Here is a 15,056-nt window from a genome sequence, read left to right as displayed (position 1 = left end):
TTATTTTTTACCATAATCGCAACATAAAAGCTAAAAAAATAAAAATAAGTCAATAAAAATTCAACAAAAACATATAAAAACAAGCAAATAATGAAAAATTAGGTGAATTAATTTTTATTTTACCAAAAAATAAACCAATATTTACACAAAAATTCAAAAAATACAACCAGACAAGAACAAATTTTATACTAAAAACAAAAAATCAGTCAAAAAAACCTACAAATCTTTTTCATAAGTGATAAAAACTAGTAATAACACTAAAAAACAAACATAATATCACCCTAAAAACCACTTTTATGAAAAAGAACACATTTTTAATCGCACTATCTGTTTTCTCCTGTACCGGTACATTCGCTCAAGAGACAGAAAAACTTCCTTTAGAATTATCTGGAAGTGCAGATGTTTACTGGAAGTATGATTTTGCTAAACAAACCAACATTCCTACTTACTTTACCGAAGATCACAACTCGATTTCTTTGGGAATGCTTGACTTAGCGCTTAAAAAATCTACCGGAAAGGCGTCCTTTGTTGGAGAGATTTCTTTCGGACCAAGAGGACAATATCGGTCCCTTGTAAATGGAGATGGCTCGCCCGCGAATAACGACAACAGTTTTCACATCCAAAACCTCTATGCAGTCTATTCCTTTACAGACAAACTGAGTGTTACCGCGGGTTTCATGGGCACATTTATCGGTTATGAGGTCATCTCGCCTTCAGCAAACTTTCATTATTCCACCTCTTATCTATTCGGAGCAGGGCCATTTCAAAATGCTGGAATAAAAGCTAATTATAGTTTTTCGGAAAAAGTAAGTGGTATGATAGGATTATTTAACGACTGGAATAGTTATCAGGACTTTAATGGTGTTTCACATATTGGTGCTCAATTAGGAATAACGCCAAATGAAAATACCAGTATATACGTAAATTTCCTAACCGGATCATCGGAAGGTGGTGAAGCAAACTACAGCTCAGGAACATTAGTAGACCTTGTCGCTTCCTATAATATTACAAATAAGATTGCTTTAGGCTTAAACGCTGCTGATTATACATTAAAATCTGATGGCGGTTATACGGGAGTCGCTCTTTATCCAAAATACGCATTCAGCAACAACTTTCTTTTAGGTGTAAGAGGCGAATATTTCAAAATAAAAGATGCGGGGGGTATTGAAGGTGATGCTAAAACCAGTTTCACACTTTCTGCTAATTTTAAACATGGTGGATTAACCTTTATTCCTGAAATCAGACTTGATAATAGTAAGCAAAGTGAGTTTTTAAAAGATGATTTTCTTACGCCAACGAAAAAAGCTTGTCAATTTTCGGCTGCTTTAGTTTATACCTTTTAAATCAAAAACAGGGAGGTTTAATTAACCTCCCTGTTTCATTAATATGTACTCGCCAATTTTAGTGCCTCATAAATGTTGACAATCCCACCAGAAACGGACAAATCACTAAATCTAATTTTTTCACCATTATCAACAACTACTTCTCCGTTAAAAGGAATTGCCGATTTCATAATAACTTCCTTCACTTGTACAGCGGTTAAATTTGGATAGTAAGACCTTAAAATTGCCGCAGCACCAGAAACTACAGGGGCAGCCATACTGGTTCCGCTCTGTACTTGATATTTAGATCCGGGAACAGTACTGTTTATTGCTGCACCAGGTGCAAAAACGTCCACTTTAGTCTTTCCATAATTTGAAAAAGGAGCCTTTAATGTGCTATCCGCTTTCCAGGAAGAAGCCCCAACCTCCAACCAGGCAACAGCACTTCCTCCACTTTCATAAAGCCGATTTGGAAAGTTGGCTTCCTGCTCCAAATTTTTATTATCGTTTCCCGCTGCATGTACCAGCAATACATCTTTTGACATTGCATACTTAACAGCTTCGTCCACAGCTTTTTTATTGGTCGAATAAGATTTCCCAAAGCTCATGTTAATGATTTTCGCACCTTTATCAACAGCATAACGAATTGAATTTGCTACATCTTTATCTCTTTCATCACCGTTAGGCACACAACGTACAGAAATAATTTCAACGTTATCTGCTACACCATTTATACCCTTTTTGTTGTTCCGGGTAGCAGCTATGATTCCCGCGACATGCGTACCATGCAAAGCATCCGGCCCAACAACGTCAGAATTCCCATAAATTCTTTCTTCGACATTTTTATAATTATCTCCAACGGTATCCCGGGAATTAAACTGTTCATTCAGATGATACTGCAACTGTTCTTTATAATACCTCATGGTTTCACCAAACATATTGTAGTACAAAGAGGAATATGGTTCTTTTTTAAGCTCGTGAATAAGAAATGACACCAAATATTCCTGAGAAAAGTCGTTTAATTTCAATCTTTTAAAATCTTTGCTTCTAGGATTGTCTTTTCCTATTATTTCAACAAGAGAGTCCAGTGTATTTTTAACAGCTCCAATACTGACCAATTCCTTAAAAGTATCCAGCTTTTTATCTGTTAGCTTATTTTTCAGGTCTTTATAAATTTCGTAATCTTTTTGTTCAGAAATCTTAATCTCTGCAGAATCCCTACCTCCGAATTTCTCGTCATAACATCTCACCAAGCGGGTCAGTTCTAAATTGTCGTAATTCACGTTTCCTATTGAAGACCCAAGAAAATTCCAGCCATATACATCATCAACATAGCCATTTCCATCATCGTCCTTCCCATTTTTCTCCTCTGAAGGATTTTTCCAGATAACAGCTGACAGGTCTTCATGATCAATATCTACCCCACTATCCAGCACAGCCACTTTTACCTTTACCCCTGTTTTACCTTTCAAAAGTTCGTCGTAGGCCTTTTCAGCGCTTATTCCAAAAACACCATCTTTATGTAAATCTAGATTTTGCCAATTGGCTTTCTGAGCCATTAATAAAACAGGAATAAAAAATAATATAGCGAGTATAAAAATAGACTTAGTTATAAAGGTGATCCTTTTCATTAGGTGCTTCTGATAATTTATGCAAAAGCTACGAATATCTTATTTTAGAACTAAGTTTAAAATACTTTTAACAATATATTAACTATATGGCACCTTCAAGATAACCAAGAATAAGAATAGGACGAGATTTCAGTCCATTTGTTCGGGCTACTTTAGGATTTAGGTTTCATAAAAATGATACTTTCAGGGGAAGACACAAACGAAATATCCACAGATGAAAAACTATAAACAAGAATACAAGCTCTATACTTATTAAAAATGCCAATAACAAAAAGCCCAAAGATAAATCTTCGGGCTATGGTTTGGTTTTCTTATAGTTCTTTATTTCTGTAGAACAGAATAGTAAACATCATTCCATCTCAACTCATTTTCAAATTGGGCTAATTTTGTTTCTGCATCAATAACTACATATTCGATTCCTGCGATATCAGCAAAATCTTTAAAATATTGAGGTGTTAAGTTCTGACTAAAAACGGTATGATGCGCACCACCTGCATAGATCCAGGCTGTACAAGCTGTTCTCATATCAGGAAGTGGTTTCCATAACACTCTGGCAACAGGAAGTTTTGGCAATTGATTTTCCGTTTCAACGGCTTCAACCTCATTTACTACCAATCTGAAACGATTCCCTATATCTACCAACGAAGCATTTAAAGCAGCACCTTTTCTTACATTAAATACCAATCTTGCAGGATCTGCTTTACCGCCAATACCTAAAGGATGAACTTCCAGTGATGGTTTTTCTTTTGCTAGAGAAGAATCCACCTCTAACATATGTGAGCCTAAAACCATGGAGTTTTCTGGATCAAAATGATAAGTATAATCTTCCATAAAAGCATTACCACCATCTAAACCAGCGCCCATAACTTTGGCTGCTCTTACCAGGGCAGCAGTTTTCCAGTCACCTTCACCTGCATAACCGTATCCTTGCTCCATCAAACGTTGAGAAGCTATGCCTGGCAATTGAACCATTCCATGTAAATCTTCAAACGTATTAGAATAACCTTTAAATCCTCCGTCTTTCAGAAATTTCGTTAAACCAAGTTCTATTCTTGCAGCATCTCTAACACTCGATCTTCTGCTACCGCCTTCTTGTAGATCTGAAGCCAGCGTATAACTTGCATCATATTCCGCCATTAAAGCGTCAACATCTTTTTCTTCAATTGCGTTGATTACCGCAACTAAATCTCCAACAGCATAGGTATTTACAGCATAACCAAACTTACGTTCTGCTTCTACCTTATCACCGTCTGTTACAGCTACAAAACGCATATTATCGCCAAATCTTGCAAATTTAGCACCTTGCCAATCGTACCATGCTGAGGCAGCTCTTGCCCAAATAGCAATATCCTTAATTACAGTTGCTTCCTGCCAGAAACCTGTAACAACTTTACGGTTCTTTCTCATGCGGGATACCATAAAACCAAATTCTCTATCGCCATGAGCACTTTGATTCAGATTCATGAAATCCATATCGATAGAATCCCAAGGAATGTCTCGATTGAATTGTGTATGCAAGTGCAACAAAGGTTTTTTAAGTACCTCTAAACCTCTGATCCACATTTTCGCCGGAGAGAAAGTATGCATCCAAGTGATAATACCCACACAGTTTGCTGCAACATTAGCTTCACTTAATGTTTTATAAATCTGATCTGGAGTAAGTACAATAGGTTTATAAATCACTTTTACCGGAATCTCTTGATTCTCATTGTAAAACTGAGCTATTTTTTCTGCATGAACAGCTACTTGCTTTAATGTTTCTTCTCCATATAAGTCCTGGCTTCCTGTAACAAACCAAACTTCAAAATCTTTTAAACTAATCATTGATTTTATATTGATATTTTCGTTTTAACATTGTCCGTAATAAGAATTAGCACCATGCTTTCTCTCCCAGTGCTTGTTGATTAAAGAATCTTTTAATCTCGGAGCTTTGGGATTAATTTGCTCTGTTAACGTAGCTAATTCTGCAACATACTCTAATAAAGCGCTGTTAAAAACAGCCTTTTCACCAGTTTTTCCCCAAGTGAAAGGAGCATGATTCCCTACTAAAACCATTTCTACTTCTTCATATTTCAAATTATTATTTTTGAAATGATCTAAAATCTGGAATCCCGTTTCATACTCATAGTTCCCTACAATCTTCGCATCATCCATTGGTGGCGCACAAGGAATATCAGTAGTCAAATAATCTGCATGAGTAGTTCCAAAAATCGGAATATCTCTCTGTGCTTGCGCCCAGGCAGTAGCATGTTTAGAGTGCGTATGAACCACCGCTCCGATATGTTCCCAATGCTTATATAAAACCGCATGTGTCTTAGTATCAGAAGATGGCCTTAAATCCCCTTCTACCACGTTTCCTTCAAAATCGCAAATCACCATATTATCTGGTGAAAGCTTCTCGTAAGGCAAACCACTTGGCTTTATAGCGAAAACTTTTTCTATTCTGTCTACTACACTCACATTCCCAAAAGTAGAGAACACCAAATTTAATTTTGGAAGTTGCATATTGCTCTCATATGCAGACTGTCTTATGAATTTATATTTACTCATTTTACTTCTTAACTATTTGACTCTACAAAAGCGCCTGCTTTAAGGTAATTTTGGAATCGCTTTTCATAAATTTCAACCCTTCGCGGATTTGGAAAGTATTCAGCATCAAAACCTTGCCCCATAGCAACCATGGCATCTTCTACTTTTGGGTAAATTCCTGCAACAGTAGCAGCAAACATTGCTGCACCGATGGCACAAGTTTGCTCTGATTTATGAATTTTAATAGACATATTCATGACATCCGCCATCATTTGCATTATAAAGGGAGATTTCTTGGCTACCCCACCCAAACCTATCAGACCTTTAATAGGGATACCTTGTTCTACAAATCTCTCGACAATTGTTCTGGCTCCAAAACAAGTTGCTTCTACAATAGCTCTAAATATGTTTGGCGCATCGGTTCCCAGGCTTAAACCAAACAAAGCACCCGTTAACGCCTGATTTGCATCCGGAGTTCTTCTGCCATTTAGCCATTCAATTGCAAACTCAGCTTCATGTTCCGGATCTAATTCATTTGCTCTTTTTGCCAGTTCGGGAATAATCTGGTCTTCAATTTTTTTGATAATCTCCTCTTCCAGCAAATCCGTACCCAGGTTTTTCAATGGCCACGCCAGTACATTTTTAAACCAAGCATAAGCATCACCAAAGGCAGATTGCCCTGCTTCCATACCTATCATATTTGGAATGATTGACCCATTCACCTGACCACAAATCCCCTTTACTAAAGTATCTTTTACTTCATCTATTGGAGCAACCAGCATATCACAGGTAGAAGTACCCATTACTTTACTTAAATAGTATGGTTCTATCTGTCCTCCAACAGCACCCATATGGCAATCAAATGCACCGACACCTATTTTTACGTCAACAGGAACACCTAATTTCGCTGCCCATTCCTCACTAATAGTTCCAGCAACTTCTGCAGATGTATAAGTCTTATCAAAAGCTTTTCCTCTGAACCCAGCTAAAAGCGGGTCTAACGATGTAAAAAACTCTTCCGGAGGTAATCCGCCAAACTCCTCTGCATATAAAGCTTTGTGTCCCGCAGAACAAACACCTCTTTTCAAATCGGAAGCTTCATTTCCACCGGATAATAAAAACGGAATCCAATCACAGTGCTCAACAAAAGTATAGATACTATTTCTAACAGCTTCATCCTCTCTTAAAACGTGAAGTAATTTGGCCCAATACCACTCGGAAGAATAAATCCCTCCAACATATTGCAGGTAATTGATATCAAATTTTTCTGCATGCTTATTTATTTCCTCTGCTTCTTTTATAGAAGTATGATCTTTCCATAAAACGAACATAGCATTAGGATTATCCTCAAAATCAGGCTTTAGCGATAAGGGTGTACCGTTTTTATCAACAGCAATCGGAGTAGAGCCAGTTGTATCAACAGATATGGCTTTAACTTGTCTGGCAATATCTTGCCCAGCTTTGCTTAAACAATCTTTAATTGTAGTTTCTAAACCCTCTATATAGTCTAGCGGATGTTGCCTAAATTGATTTTTTGCCGGATCACAAAACTCTCCCTTTTTCCATCTCGGATAGTAAAACACAGAAGAAGCCAACTCTTCCCCATTTTTCGCATTAACCACTACAGACCTAACAGAATCCGTACCGTAATCTACTCCTATTACAAACATTATTTTAGATAATCAGTTCTTATTAATGTCAAATTAACACTTATTTAGGTAAAAAATAAAGATAATTTAAAAAAATATTATGTATATAACAGAATACTCCTGCCTATCTTATTGAAAATAAAATAAATAAATCGATTATTAAACTCAAAAAGATCTCATAATAGCTCTGATGCTTAAAACTGTAAAGTGCGAACTTTTAATATAGTTATACCTAACCGTTATCCCAATGGATACCAAATTCCTATATTTAAAAGTTCGATATGTGTTTTAAAAAACATTGAATAGATGAAAATGAGGCCCAACATAAAAAAGCTATTAATCGAAGAAGTTAAAAACCTATTTAGCTTAACTCCACAAAGAAGGCATTGGGCTGTACCGGTTTTAGCTGCTTTATGTATTGGCGCCCCGTTATTCATCGGGTTATTGCTAAATCAGCTTAGCAATGCGCTTATAATTAGTTTTTCTGGCTTGGTGATACTTTATATCCCAATAAAATCCAGTTTTATAGATAGAATGGGAAAACTATTAATGTGTTCTTTTGGTTTCATGGTTTCTTACGCAGTTGGATTGCTATTCAGTTTCAACTTCATCATCTCCTGCATAACATTTGGGCTTTTATGTGGCATTATCCATTACATATCTCTATGGCTAAGACTTGCCCCACCCGGAAATTTCTTTTTCATTATGCTTGCATCTATGGGCAGCGCAATACCCTTTAACTTAGCACTAATCCCTCATCACATTGGTTTAGTTGCCATTGGTACCATGACAGCCTGTACATTTGCATTAATATATAGTTTAATACAATCTAAAACTTCCAATACACAACTTATCCATGAGAAGCGAGATTTATCCATAACGGGATTAAAGAACTATGCAAACCATATAGAAGCTGTTATAATCGCCCTGTTTATGTTTGGAGCAATGCTGGTTGGCCATTTATTGGAAATAGAAAAGCCATATTGGATTCCTGTTTCCTGCATAGCGGTTATGCAGGGTGTAACAATTAAACATACCTGGAGAAGGGGATTGTACCGAATAGCTGGTACTTTTATGGGAATGGCCTTTTGCTGGGTAATACTGTCTTTGGTAAACCATGCTTTTGTTTTATATCTCGTTATTGTTATACTACAGTATATTGTAGAAGTCGTCGTGACCAGAAATTACGCCTTAGCTGTAATATTTATTACACCTTTAACCATTTTGCTGATAGAAGCAGGAAGCCCAATTATGCAACATCCTACAGAATTGATTGCCATTAGAATGTTAGATGTTCTATTAGGAAGTATCATTGGAGCAATTGGCGGTTGGTTTGTACACAACGAACAGATAAGACACCAGGCACTCAGAAGATTACGAATAGCGAAGGTACTTTTCAGAAAAAGAAAACACGTATAATCTGATTAAATAGACTTCTAAAAAACAAATCATTATAGAAATTTAGAGAGAAATTTCAATCTAAAATCAAGAAATCACATGATTTGTAAAAATCCCTCCGTACACTTATTATCAATAAGTTTAAAACATCTAAAATTTAATTAATATAAAATTCAAATCGCATTTTTCACATCAAAAAAGGATTGAATAAAAACACAAAAACAACTAATAATCAAATAATTACACTTTTTTTTTAGAACAAAAAATTTGAAAAAAGACAAGAAATTATCCGTATTTTTAATAAAGATATTTTGAGTAAAAAACATCTTTAATTTTTAAAATCTACTATTATGAAAAGTTTAATTAAAATCGTGTCTGTAGCATTTATAGTTGCTTTGTCTATATCTACAGCTACTGCACAAAGCGACAAGAAAACAGAAGAAATGTTGCTTAAAAAAGAAAAAAAGGAAATGGAAGCACGCATACAAGCCGACAAAAAGATCGCAAGAAAAGCCTTGCGTGAACTAAGAGGTTCGGAAGTAAGTGATTTATCTAAACAGAGCTTTGCGAGTGATTTTGGCGAAGTTTCAGATGTTTCATGGGCAAGAAGCACTAATTTTGATGAAGCTACTTTCATGAAAGACGGTGCAAAAACCACAGCCTATTATGATTACGATTCTAAACTAGTAGGTACAACTGTAGATAAAACGATTAACGATCTTCCTCCATCTGCTGTAAACGACATCAATAAACATTATGAAGGTTATCAAATTAACAAGGTCATTATGTTTAATGACAATGAATCTAACGATTCAGATATGCTATTGTATGGGACTCAGTTTGAAGATGCCAATAACTATTTTGTAGAAGTATCAAACGGTGTACGTAATGTTGTGCTAATGGTAAGTATGGACGGTAATGTGAGTTATTTCAGTACAATGTAAATTTTAATACAGATCGTTCCAATCCAGAATAACTTAAAGGGAATTATAGTACGCTTTTGAAATCATTATAATTACCATTTTTTATGATAGTCCTATAGTGCTTTTGGCTATTTTGAGAAGGAAATAGGCTTAGACTGCTTGGGGACTTCTTCGGAAAAACAGGGGTTTTCTCGAAGAAGTCCCGAAGAAATATAAGCTTAACATCGCAAAATGCGGTAAACGTAAGCAAATTACAGCAAACCGCGCACCCACTATTTAACACGAAGTCAATCAACTACTTGCTCATTAATCTATTGTTATCCGTTAACAAAGTGAATTGACGCATCTACAATTTTACTTGTTAAAGAATGTTAAACTTTTCACTGTGCTTTGGAGGCTTCTTAGCTTAGGGAACCGTTTGAAAAACAGAAAAAATAGAAATTGACATATATTATTTATTAAACTATCTTTGCAAGATGTTAAAGAGTAAAGGTTTCTCATTATTAGGCTTAATATTAATTATTGGCTTGAGCATTACTGGCTGTAAAAGCAAATTTGAAAAGCTTAGAGAAAGCTCAGATACTGGCCGTAAATATCAGGAAGCTATAAAACTCTATAATAAAAAAGACTACACCAAAGCTTTGTCTTTATTTGATGATCTGGTACAGCGTTACAGGGGGCGTTCTGAGGCTGAGGATTTATACTACTATTACGCGTATACGAATTATAAATTAAAGGATTATATATCTGCAAGATATCACTTCAAAACTTTCGCAGACACTTATCCAAGTAGTCCAAAAGCAGAAGAATGCCGTTTCATGACTGCATATTGTATGTATTTGGAATCGCCGGTTTATTCTCTTGATCAGGACAACACTTATAAAGCGATTGAATCTTTTCAATTATTCATTAACCTTTATCCACAAAGCGACAGGGTTGCAGAAGCAAGTAAGCTAATCGAATCATTAAGAGATAAATTAGAGCAAAAGTCTTTCGCAAATGCAAAACTTTTTCTTGATATCGGAGATTATCAGGCTGCAGTAATAGCTTTCAGAAATTCTATCAAAGATTTTCCTGACACAAAATATGCAGAACAAATTGATTATCTGACCATTGAAGCTCAATATCTATATGCAAAAAATAGCCGCGAGATTAAACAGGAAGAAAGATATCAGGAAGCGATTGATGAATACGACCGTTTTATGGAAAGATATCCAAACAGTAAGTATTCTAAAGACGCAAATAAATTAAAAGAAGCCAGTTTAGAAGGTATAGAACAGGCGAAAAAAATATTAGCAAGTTATACAGAAAGTAAAAAGGCCACAAAAAATGAGCAACAACAATAAAACTACAATTGCAAACACTACTGTAACAAGAGATCTAAGACAATTAGACCCTGCAACAGGTAATCTATACGAGTCTATTGTAGTGATCAGCAAAAGAGCAAACCAAATTTCTGCTAATTTAAAAGAAGAGTTACATTCTAAATTAGCTGAGTTTGCCAGCAGCAACGACAATCTGGAAGAAGTTTTCGAAAACAGAGAACAAATCGAGATTTCTAAACACTACGAAAGAATGCCTAAAGCTTCTTTAATTGCGATTGATGAGTTTATCAATGGTAAAGTATATCACAGAAATCCTTCTAAAGAGAAAAAAAACAATAGCTAAATATTTGTTAGGCGTCAGCCTTAAAAGGATTGTAAAGCCTGTTTATCATAAACAGGCTTTGTCTTTTTCTGATTATTTGTTTTACGATAAATATCACTCGCGTATCGAGTTTATTTTTTACTTTTAAACTTTAACACTGAATATGCTTAAAGGGAAAAACATACTATTGGGGGTATGCGGAAGTATTGCAAGTTACAAATCGGCAGAATTAGTTCGTCTGTTTGTAAAAGCAGACGCTCAGGTCAAAGTGATTTTAACCAAAGATGCTTCATCCTTTATCACTCCTCTTACGCTTTCCACGCTTTCTAAAAATCCGGTATACAGCAAATATTATAAAGAAGATACAGGCGAATGGAATAATCATGTAGAATTAGCCTTATGGGCTGATGTGTTTATCATAGCTCCTATTTCAGCAAATACCATGGCTAAATTTGCAAACGGACTGTGCGATAACCTGCTTAGTGCTACGTACCTTTCTGCAAAATGCCCGGTTTATTTTGCTCCTGCCATGGACTTAGACATGTGGAAACATTTTTCTACAAAAGCAAATCTAGAAAAACTACAATCCTACGGAAATAAACTAATAAATCCGGGAACAGGCGAACTAGCCAGTGGGCTGTCTGGTAAAGGGAGAATGGCCGAACCTGCAGATATTTTCAACGTTATAGCCAATCATTTTAATGACAATCTAGCTTTGAAAGGAAAAAAAGTCCTGGTAACAGCCGGCCCAACCTACGAAGCAATTGACCCGGTTAGATTTATAGGGAATCATTCTTCGGGAAAAATGGGTTTAGCTCTGGCGCATGCCTGTGCAGAGCAAGGTGCAGAAGTAACACTGATATGTGGACCAACTCAATTAGAACAAAACCACGCTTCTATAAAAAGAATAGATGTTATATCTGCGTCAGAAATGTTCGATGAAGTGCTTAAATATTACGATTCAACTGATATTTGTATACTAAGTGCCGCAGTTGCTGACTATACGCCTGTTATTGTGGCAGACAACAAAATAAAGAAAACGAGTGACTCTTTTGATCTTGAATTAAAGAAGACAAAGGATATTGCGGCTTATTTAGGTGCGCATAAGCAAAAGCAGATTTTAGTTGGCTTCGCATTAGAAACACAGAATGAAATTTCTAATGCAATCAGTAAATTAGAGCGCAAGAATCTTGATTTTATTGTTCTAAACTCATTGAATGATAAAGGTGCCGGTTTTCAGGGGAATGAAAATAAAATAACTATCATTAAGAAAAATAAAGAGCAATTAAGCTTCGATCTGAAACCGAAAGATGCTGTTGCACAAGATATTTTAACTGTCATTAAAGAATTGATATGAGATATTGTTTATCCCTTATATTGAGTTTTTTTACTGTTGTGAATATTCAGGCACAAGACCTGAACGCCCGTGTACAGATACTTACTCCGCAGATACAAAACACCAATAAAAGACCGATAGAAATTTTGGAACAAACGATCACCGATTTTTTGAATAATCGCAAATGGTCTAATGATCAGATAAAAGCTAACGAGAGGATAGATTGTAGTTTTGTACTGAACATAAAAGAATGGGATGGTTCAAGTAATTTCAAAGCCGAAGCTCAAATTATAAGCACCAGACCTGTATTTAATTCTTCTTATAATTCCACTTCGTTAAGTATCAGCGATAAGAGCTTCGATTTCAATTTTTCAGAAGGACAGCCTTTTGATTATTCCGAGCAAAACTATATCAATAACTTAACATCGCTATTGGCTTTTTATGCTTATATCATTGTAGGATTGGATTATGACAGTTTCAGTAAACTGGGAGGATCTGCCTATTATACAAAAGCACAAACGGTGTTAAATAACGCACAATCTTCTGGATACGCAGGTTGGCAGGCGCATGAAAACTTAAAGAACAGATATTGGCTGGTAGAGAATTTACTTAGCAAAAGCTTTCATCCACTTAGAGAGTTCATTTACGCTTATCATCGCGAGGGTTTGGATATGATGTCGGATAATTTATCCAAAGGGAGAAAAAACATTTTAGATGTTCTCCCTAAGCTGGAAGAAATAGACAGACAAAAACAAGGAGCTATTTTTATGCAAACTTTCTTTACCGCAAAGGCAGATGAATTAGCAAATGTATTTTCTAAAGCGGATCCGACAGAAAAAATGAAGGTATATAATTTACTTTCAGGCATAGATCCGTCTAACATCAGAAAATACGATATTCTTAAAAAACGATAATTGCTTTATCCCAAACTTACTAGCAGATGCTTAATAGACTTTACATCAAAAACTACGCACTGATAGATTCTTTAGACATTTCTTTTGATAAAGGATTGAATATTCTCACTGGTGAAACCGGAGCAGGAAAATCTATCATATTAGGTGCATTGGGTTTAATTTTAGGACAAAGAGCAGAAAGCAAATATTTCTTCAATCAACAGAAAAAATGCGTGATTGAAGGTTTTTTCAATATAGAAGGTTATCAGCTAAACAGCTTTTTTGAAGAGAATGATCTTGATTTCGAAAAAGAAACGGTATTAAGAAGAGAAATCTCTTTAGATGGAAAATCCCGGGCATTTGTTAATGATACTCCTGTTAACTTAACTGTATTAAAACAGTTGGGAGAACAACTGATAGATATCCATTCGCAACACGCTACATTAGAAATTGGAGCGCAGAATTTCCAACTGCTGGTAACAGATTTAATGGCTGCAAATCAGGATCTGTTAAAAGTATATAAAACCAATTTCAAATCGTACAAAAAGAAACAGGAGAAACTGGACGAGCTTATCCGTTCCAGCGAACAGGCTAAAGCCGATCTTGACTATTTTCAATTTCAGTTTAATGAATTGGAACAGGCTAACCTGCTTGAAAACGAGCAAGAAACTCTGGAATCTGAACTGAATACGTTGACTCATGCGGAGGAAATAAAGAATAACCTGACTAACGCTTATGCTGTATTAGAACAAAGCGAAATAAACGCTGTACAGCTGCTTAAGGAAGCCTCTTCTCAAGTTCAATTGCTCGAAAAGTATCAACCGGAATTAGCTGAACTTAATGAGCGTTTAAAAAGCAGCATTATTGAAATCCGCGATATTTCATCTGAAATTTACAATATAGACCAATCTACGGCTTTTAACGAAGAACGCTTTGTGGGAATAAATGATAGACTGAACCTGATTTATAGCTTACAAAAAAAGCATCGAGTCTCAAGCAATGCAGAGTTGATTTCCCTGCAAAAGGAATTGTCCGACAAACTGAATAACGCATTGTTTATTGATGAGGATATTCTCTCGCTGCAAAATGAAATCGATAAGGAAAAAAGCATTTTGATACAACAAGCCCAGGATATATCTGAGAGAAGGAAGGAAGCGGCTCCGCTTATCGAAAATTTTGTACAGGAAACTTTAGCTAATATTGGAATGCCTGATGCTCAACTTAAAGTAGATTTACAGGTTAGAAGCAATCAAACTTTTGATGGGCATGGTATTGATAATATTAAATTTCTTTTCACTGCCAATAAAGGGCATCAACTGAATGAACTGCATAAAGTAGCTTCTGGTGGAGAACTATCCAGGTTAATGCTGAGCATCAAATCTCTCATCGCTAAAAAAACAGCTTTACCTACCATTATATTTGATGAAATTGACACCGGTGTTTCTGGCGAGGTTGCACATAAAGTAGGAAATATTATGGAGCAGCTTGCACAGAACATGCAGGTAATTACTATTACGCACTTGCCGCAAATGGCCAGCAAAGGCAACTCACACTTTTTTGTTTATAAGGAAGTTAAAGATGGACTTACTTATTCTCAAATCAAAAGACTTAGTCAGAGCGAGCGTGTTACCGAGATCGCTAAAATGTTAAGTGGTGAAAACCCAGGCGAATCAGCTTTTTTAAATGCTAAAGAGTTATTGAAATTGAATTAATTCAAATTCGAGCTCG

At 35.7% G+C, this 15,056-nt stretch carries 12 protein-coding genes; 8 read left to right on the top strand and 4 right to left on the bottom strand.

Features of this window, described 5'->3' with window-relative positions:
• Positions 1 to 296: 296 nt before the first annotated feature.
• Entirely contained in the window at positions 297 to 1,343 is a 1,047-nt protein-coding gene (locus PEDSA_RS01805) for an outer membrane beta-barrel protein (RefSeq protein ID WP_013631441.1), read from the top strand.
• Between the two features lie 38 nt (positions 1,344 to 1,381).
• Here PEDSA_RS01805 and PEDSA_RS01800 read toward each other — a convergent pair whose 3' ends face one another.
• The 4 genes from PEDSA_RS01800 to PEDSA_RS01785 all read right to left on the bottom strand — a co-directional run bounded on the left by PEDSA_RS01800 (position 1,382) and on the right by PEDSA_RS01785 (position 7,152).
• The gene (locus PEDSA_RS01800; RefSeq protein ID WP_013631440.1) at positions 1,382 to 2,953 is read right to left on the bottom strand and encodes a S8 family peptidase; all 1,572 of its coding nucleotides are present in this window, start codon (positions 2,951 to 2,953) and stop codon (positions 1,382 to 1,384) included.
• A gap of 321 nt (positions 2,954 to 3,274) precedes the next feature.
• Positions 3,275 to 4,777, bottom strand: a complete 1,503-nt coding sequence (gene araA / locus PEDSA_RS01795; protein WP_013631439.1) for an L-arabinose isomerase — start codon at positions 4,775 to 4,777, stop codon at positions 3,275 to 3,277.
• Between the two features lie 24 nt (positions 4,778 to 4,801).
• Positions 4,802 to 5,503, bottom strand: a complete 702-nt coding sequence (araD, locus tag PEDSA_RS01790; protein WP_013631438.1) for an L-ribulose-5-phosphate 4-epimerase AraD — start codon at positions 5,501 to 5,503, stop codon at positions 4,802 to 4,804.
• Positions 5,504 to 5,511: 8 nt separating this feature from the next.
• Positions 5,512 to 7,152, bottom strand: a complete 1,641-nt coding sequence (locus PEDSA_RS01785; RefSeq protein ID WP_013631437.1) for a ribulokinase — start codon at positions 7,150 to 7,152, stop codon at positions 5,512 to 5,514.
• 291 nt (positions 7,153 to 7,443) lie between these two features.
• On the opposite strand from PEDSA_RS01785, the gene PEDSA_RS01780 reads away from it, so the two are divergent.
• The 7 genes from PEDSA_RS01780 to recN all read left to right on the top strand — a co-directional run bounded on the left by PEDSA_RS01780 (position 7,444) and on the right by recN (position 15,040).
• The gene (locus tag PEDSA_RS01780) at positions 7,444 to 8,550 is read left to right on the top strand and encodes an FUSC family protein (protein WP_041537210.1); all 1,107 of its coding nucleotides are present in this window, start codon (positions 7,444 to 7,446) and stop codon (positions 8,548 to 8,550) included.
• A gap of 329 nt (positions 8,551 to 8,879) precedes the next feature.
• Complete coding sequence (locus PEDSA_RS01775) at positions 8,880 to 9,473, top strand: hypothetical protein (protein ID WP_013631435.1); 594 nt, start codon at positions 8,880 to 8,882, stop codon at positions 9,471 to 9,473.
• 455 nt (positions 9,474 to 9,928) lie between these two features.
• A complete protein-coding gene (locus tag PEDSA_RS01770; protein ID WP_013631434.1) occupies positions 9,929 to 10,798 on the top strand; it encodes an outer membrane protein assembly factor BamD in 870 nt (289 codons plus the stop codon).
• Positions 10,782 to 11,120: a DNA-directed RNA polymerase subunit omega gene (locus PEDSA_RS01765; RefSeq protein WP_013631433.1), complete on the top strand. Its 339-nt coding sequence runs from the start codon at positions 10,782 to 10,784 to the stop codon at positions 11,118 to 11,120. Before PEDSA_RS01770 ends, PEDSA_RS01765 begins: the two co-directional genes overlap by 17 nt.
• Before the next feature lie 142 nt (positions 11,121 to 11,262).
• Entirely contained in the window at positions 11,263 to 12,456 is a 1,194-nt protein-coding gene (coaBC, locus tag PEDSA_RS01760) for a bifunctional phosphopantothenoylcysteine decarboxylase/phosphopantothenate--cysteine ligase CoaBC (RefSeq protein ID WP_013631432.1), read from the top strand.
• Positions 12,453 to 13,349 (top strand): type IX secretion system protein PorD, encoded by an 897-nt coding sequence (porD, locus tag PEDSA_RS01755; protein ID WP_013631431.1) that lies wholly within the window; start codon positions 12,453 to 12,455, stop codon positions 13,347 to 13,349. The genes coaBC and porD overlap by 4 nt, the downstream gene beginning before the upstream one ends.
• Positions 13,350 to 13,375: 26 nt before the next feature.
• Positions 13,376 to 15,040, top strand: coding sequence for a DNA repair protein RecN (gene recN / locus PEDSA_RS01750; protein ID WP_013631430.1), 1,665 nt, complete (start codon positions 13,376 to 13,378; stop codon positions 15,038 to 15,040).
• Positions 15,041 to 15,056 lie beyond the last annotated feature (16 nt).

It is taken from the genome of Pseudopedobacter saltans DSM 12145 (assembly GCF_000190735.1).
Lineage (GTDB): Bacteria > Bacteroidota > Bacteroidia > Sphingobacteriales > Sphingobacteriaceae > Pseudopedobacter > Pseudopedobacter saltans.
The sequence above is the reverse complement of the archived record's forward strand: the minus strand, read 5'-3'. Positions and strand labels throughout refer to the sequence as shown.

Coding starts and splice junctions, on each gene's coding strand:
- PEDSA_RS01785 (WP_013631437.1), bottom strand. CDS start 7,152: ATGTTTGTAATAGGAGTAGATTACGGTACGGATTCTGTTAGGTCTGTA.
- coaBC (WP_013631432.1), top strand. CDS start 11,263: ATGCTTAAAGGGAAAAACATACTATTGGGGGTATGCGGAAGTATTGCA.
- PEDSA_RS01780 (WP_041537210.1), top strand. CDS start 7,444: ATGAGGCCCAACATAAAAAAGCTATTAATCGAAGAAGTTAAAAACCTA.
- PEDSA_RS01800 (WP_013631440.1), bottom strand. CDS start 2,953: ATGAAAAGGATCACCTTTATAACTAAGTCTATTTTTATACTCGCTATA.
- araD (WP_013631438.1), bottom strand. CDS start 5,503: ATGAGTAAATATAAATTCATAAGACAGTCTGCATATGAGAGCAATATG.
- PEDSA_RS01765 (WP_013631433.1), top strand. CDS start 10,782: ATGAGCAACAACAATAAAACTACAATTGCAAACACTACTGTAACAAGA.
- PEDSA_RS01805 (WP_013631441.1), top strand. CDS start 297: ATGAAAAAGAACACATTTTTAATCGCACTATCTGTTTTCTCCTGTACC.
- porD (WP_013631431.1), top strand. CDS start 12,453: ATGAGATATTGTTTATCCCTTATATTGAGTTTTTTTACTGTTGTGAAT.
- PEDSA_RS01770 (WP_013631434.1), top strand. CDS start 9,929: ATGTTAAAGAGTAAAGGTTTCTCATTATTAGGCTTAATATTAATTATT.
- araA (WP_013631439.1), bottom strand. CDS start 4,777: ATGATTAGTTTAAAAGATTTTGAAGTTTGGTTTGTTACAGGAAGCCAG.
- recN (WP_013631430.1), top strand. CDS start 13,376: ATGCTTAATAGACTTTACATCAAAAACTACGCACTGATAGATTCTTTA.
- PEDSA_RS01775 (WP_013631435.1), top strand. CDS start 8,880: ATGAAAAGTTTAATTAAAATCGTGTCTGTAGCATTTATAGTTGCTTTG.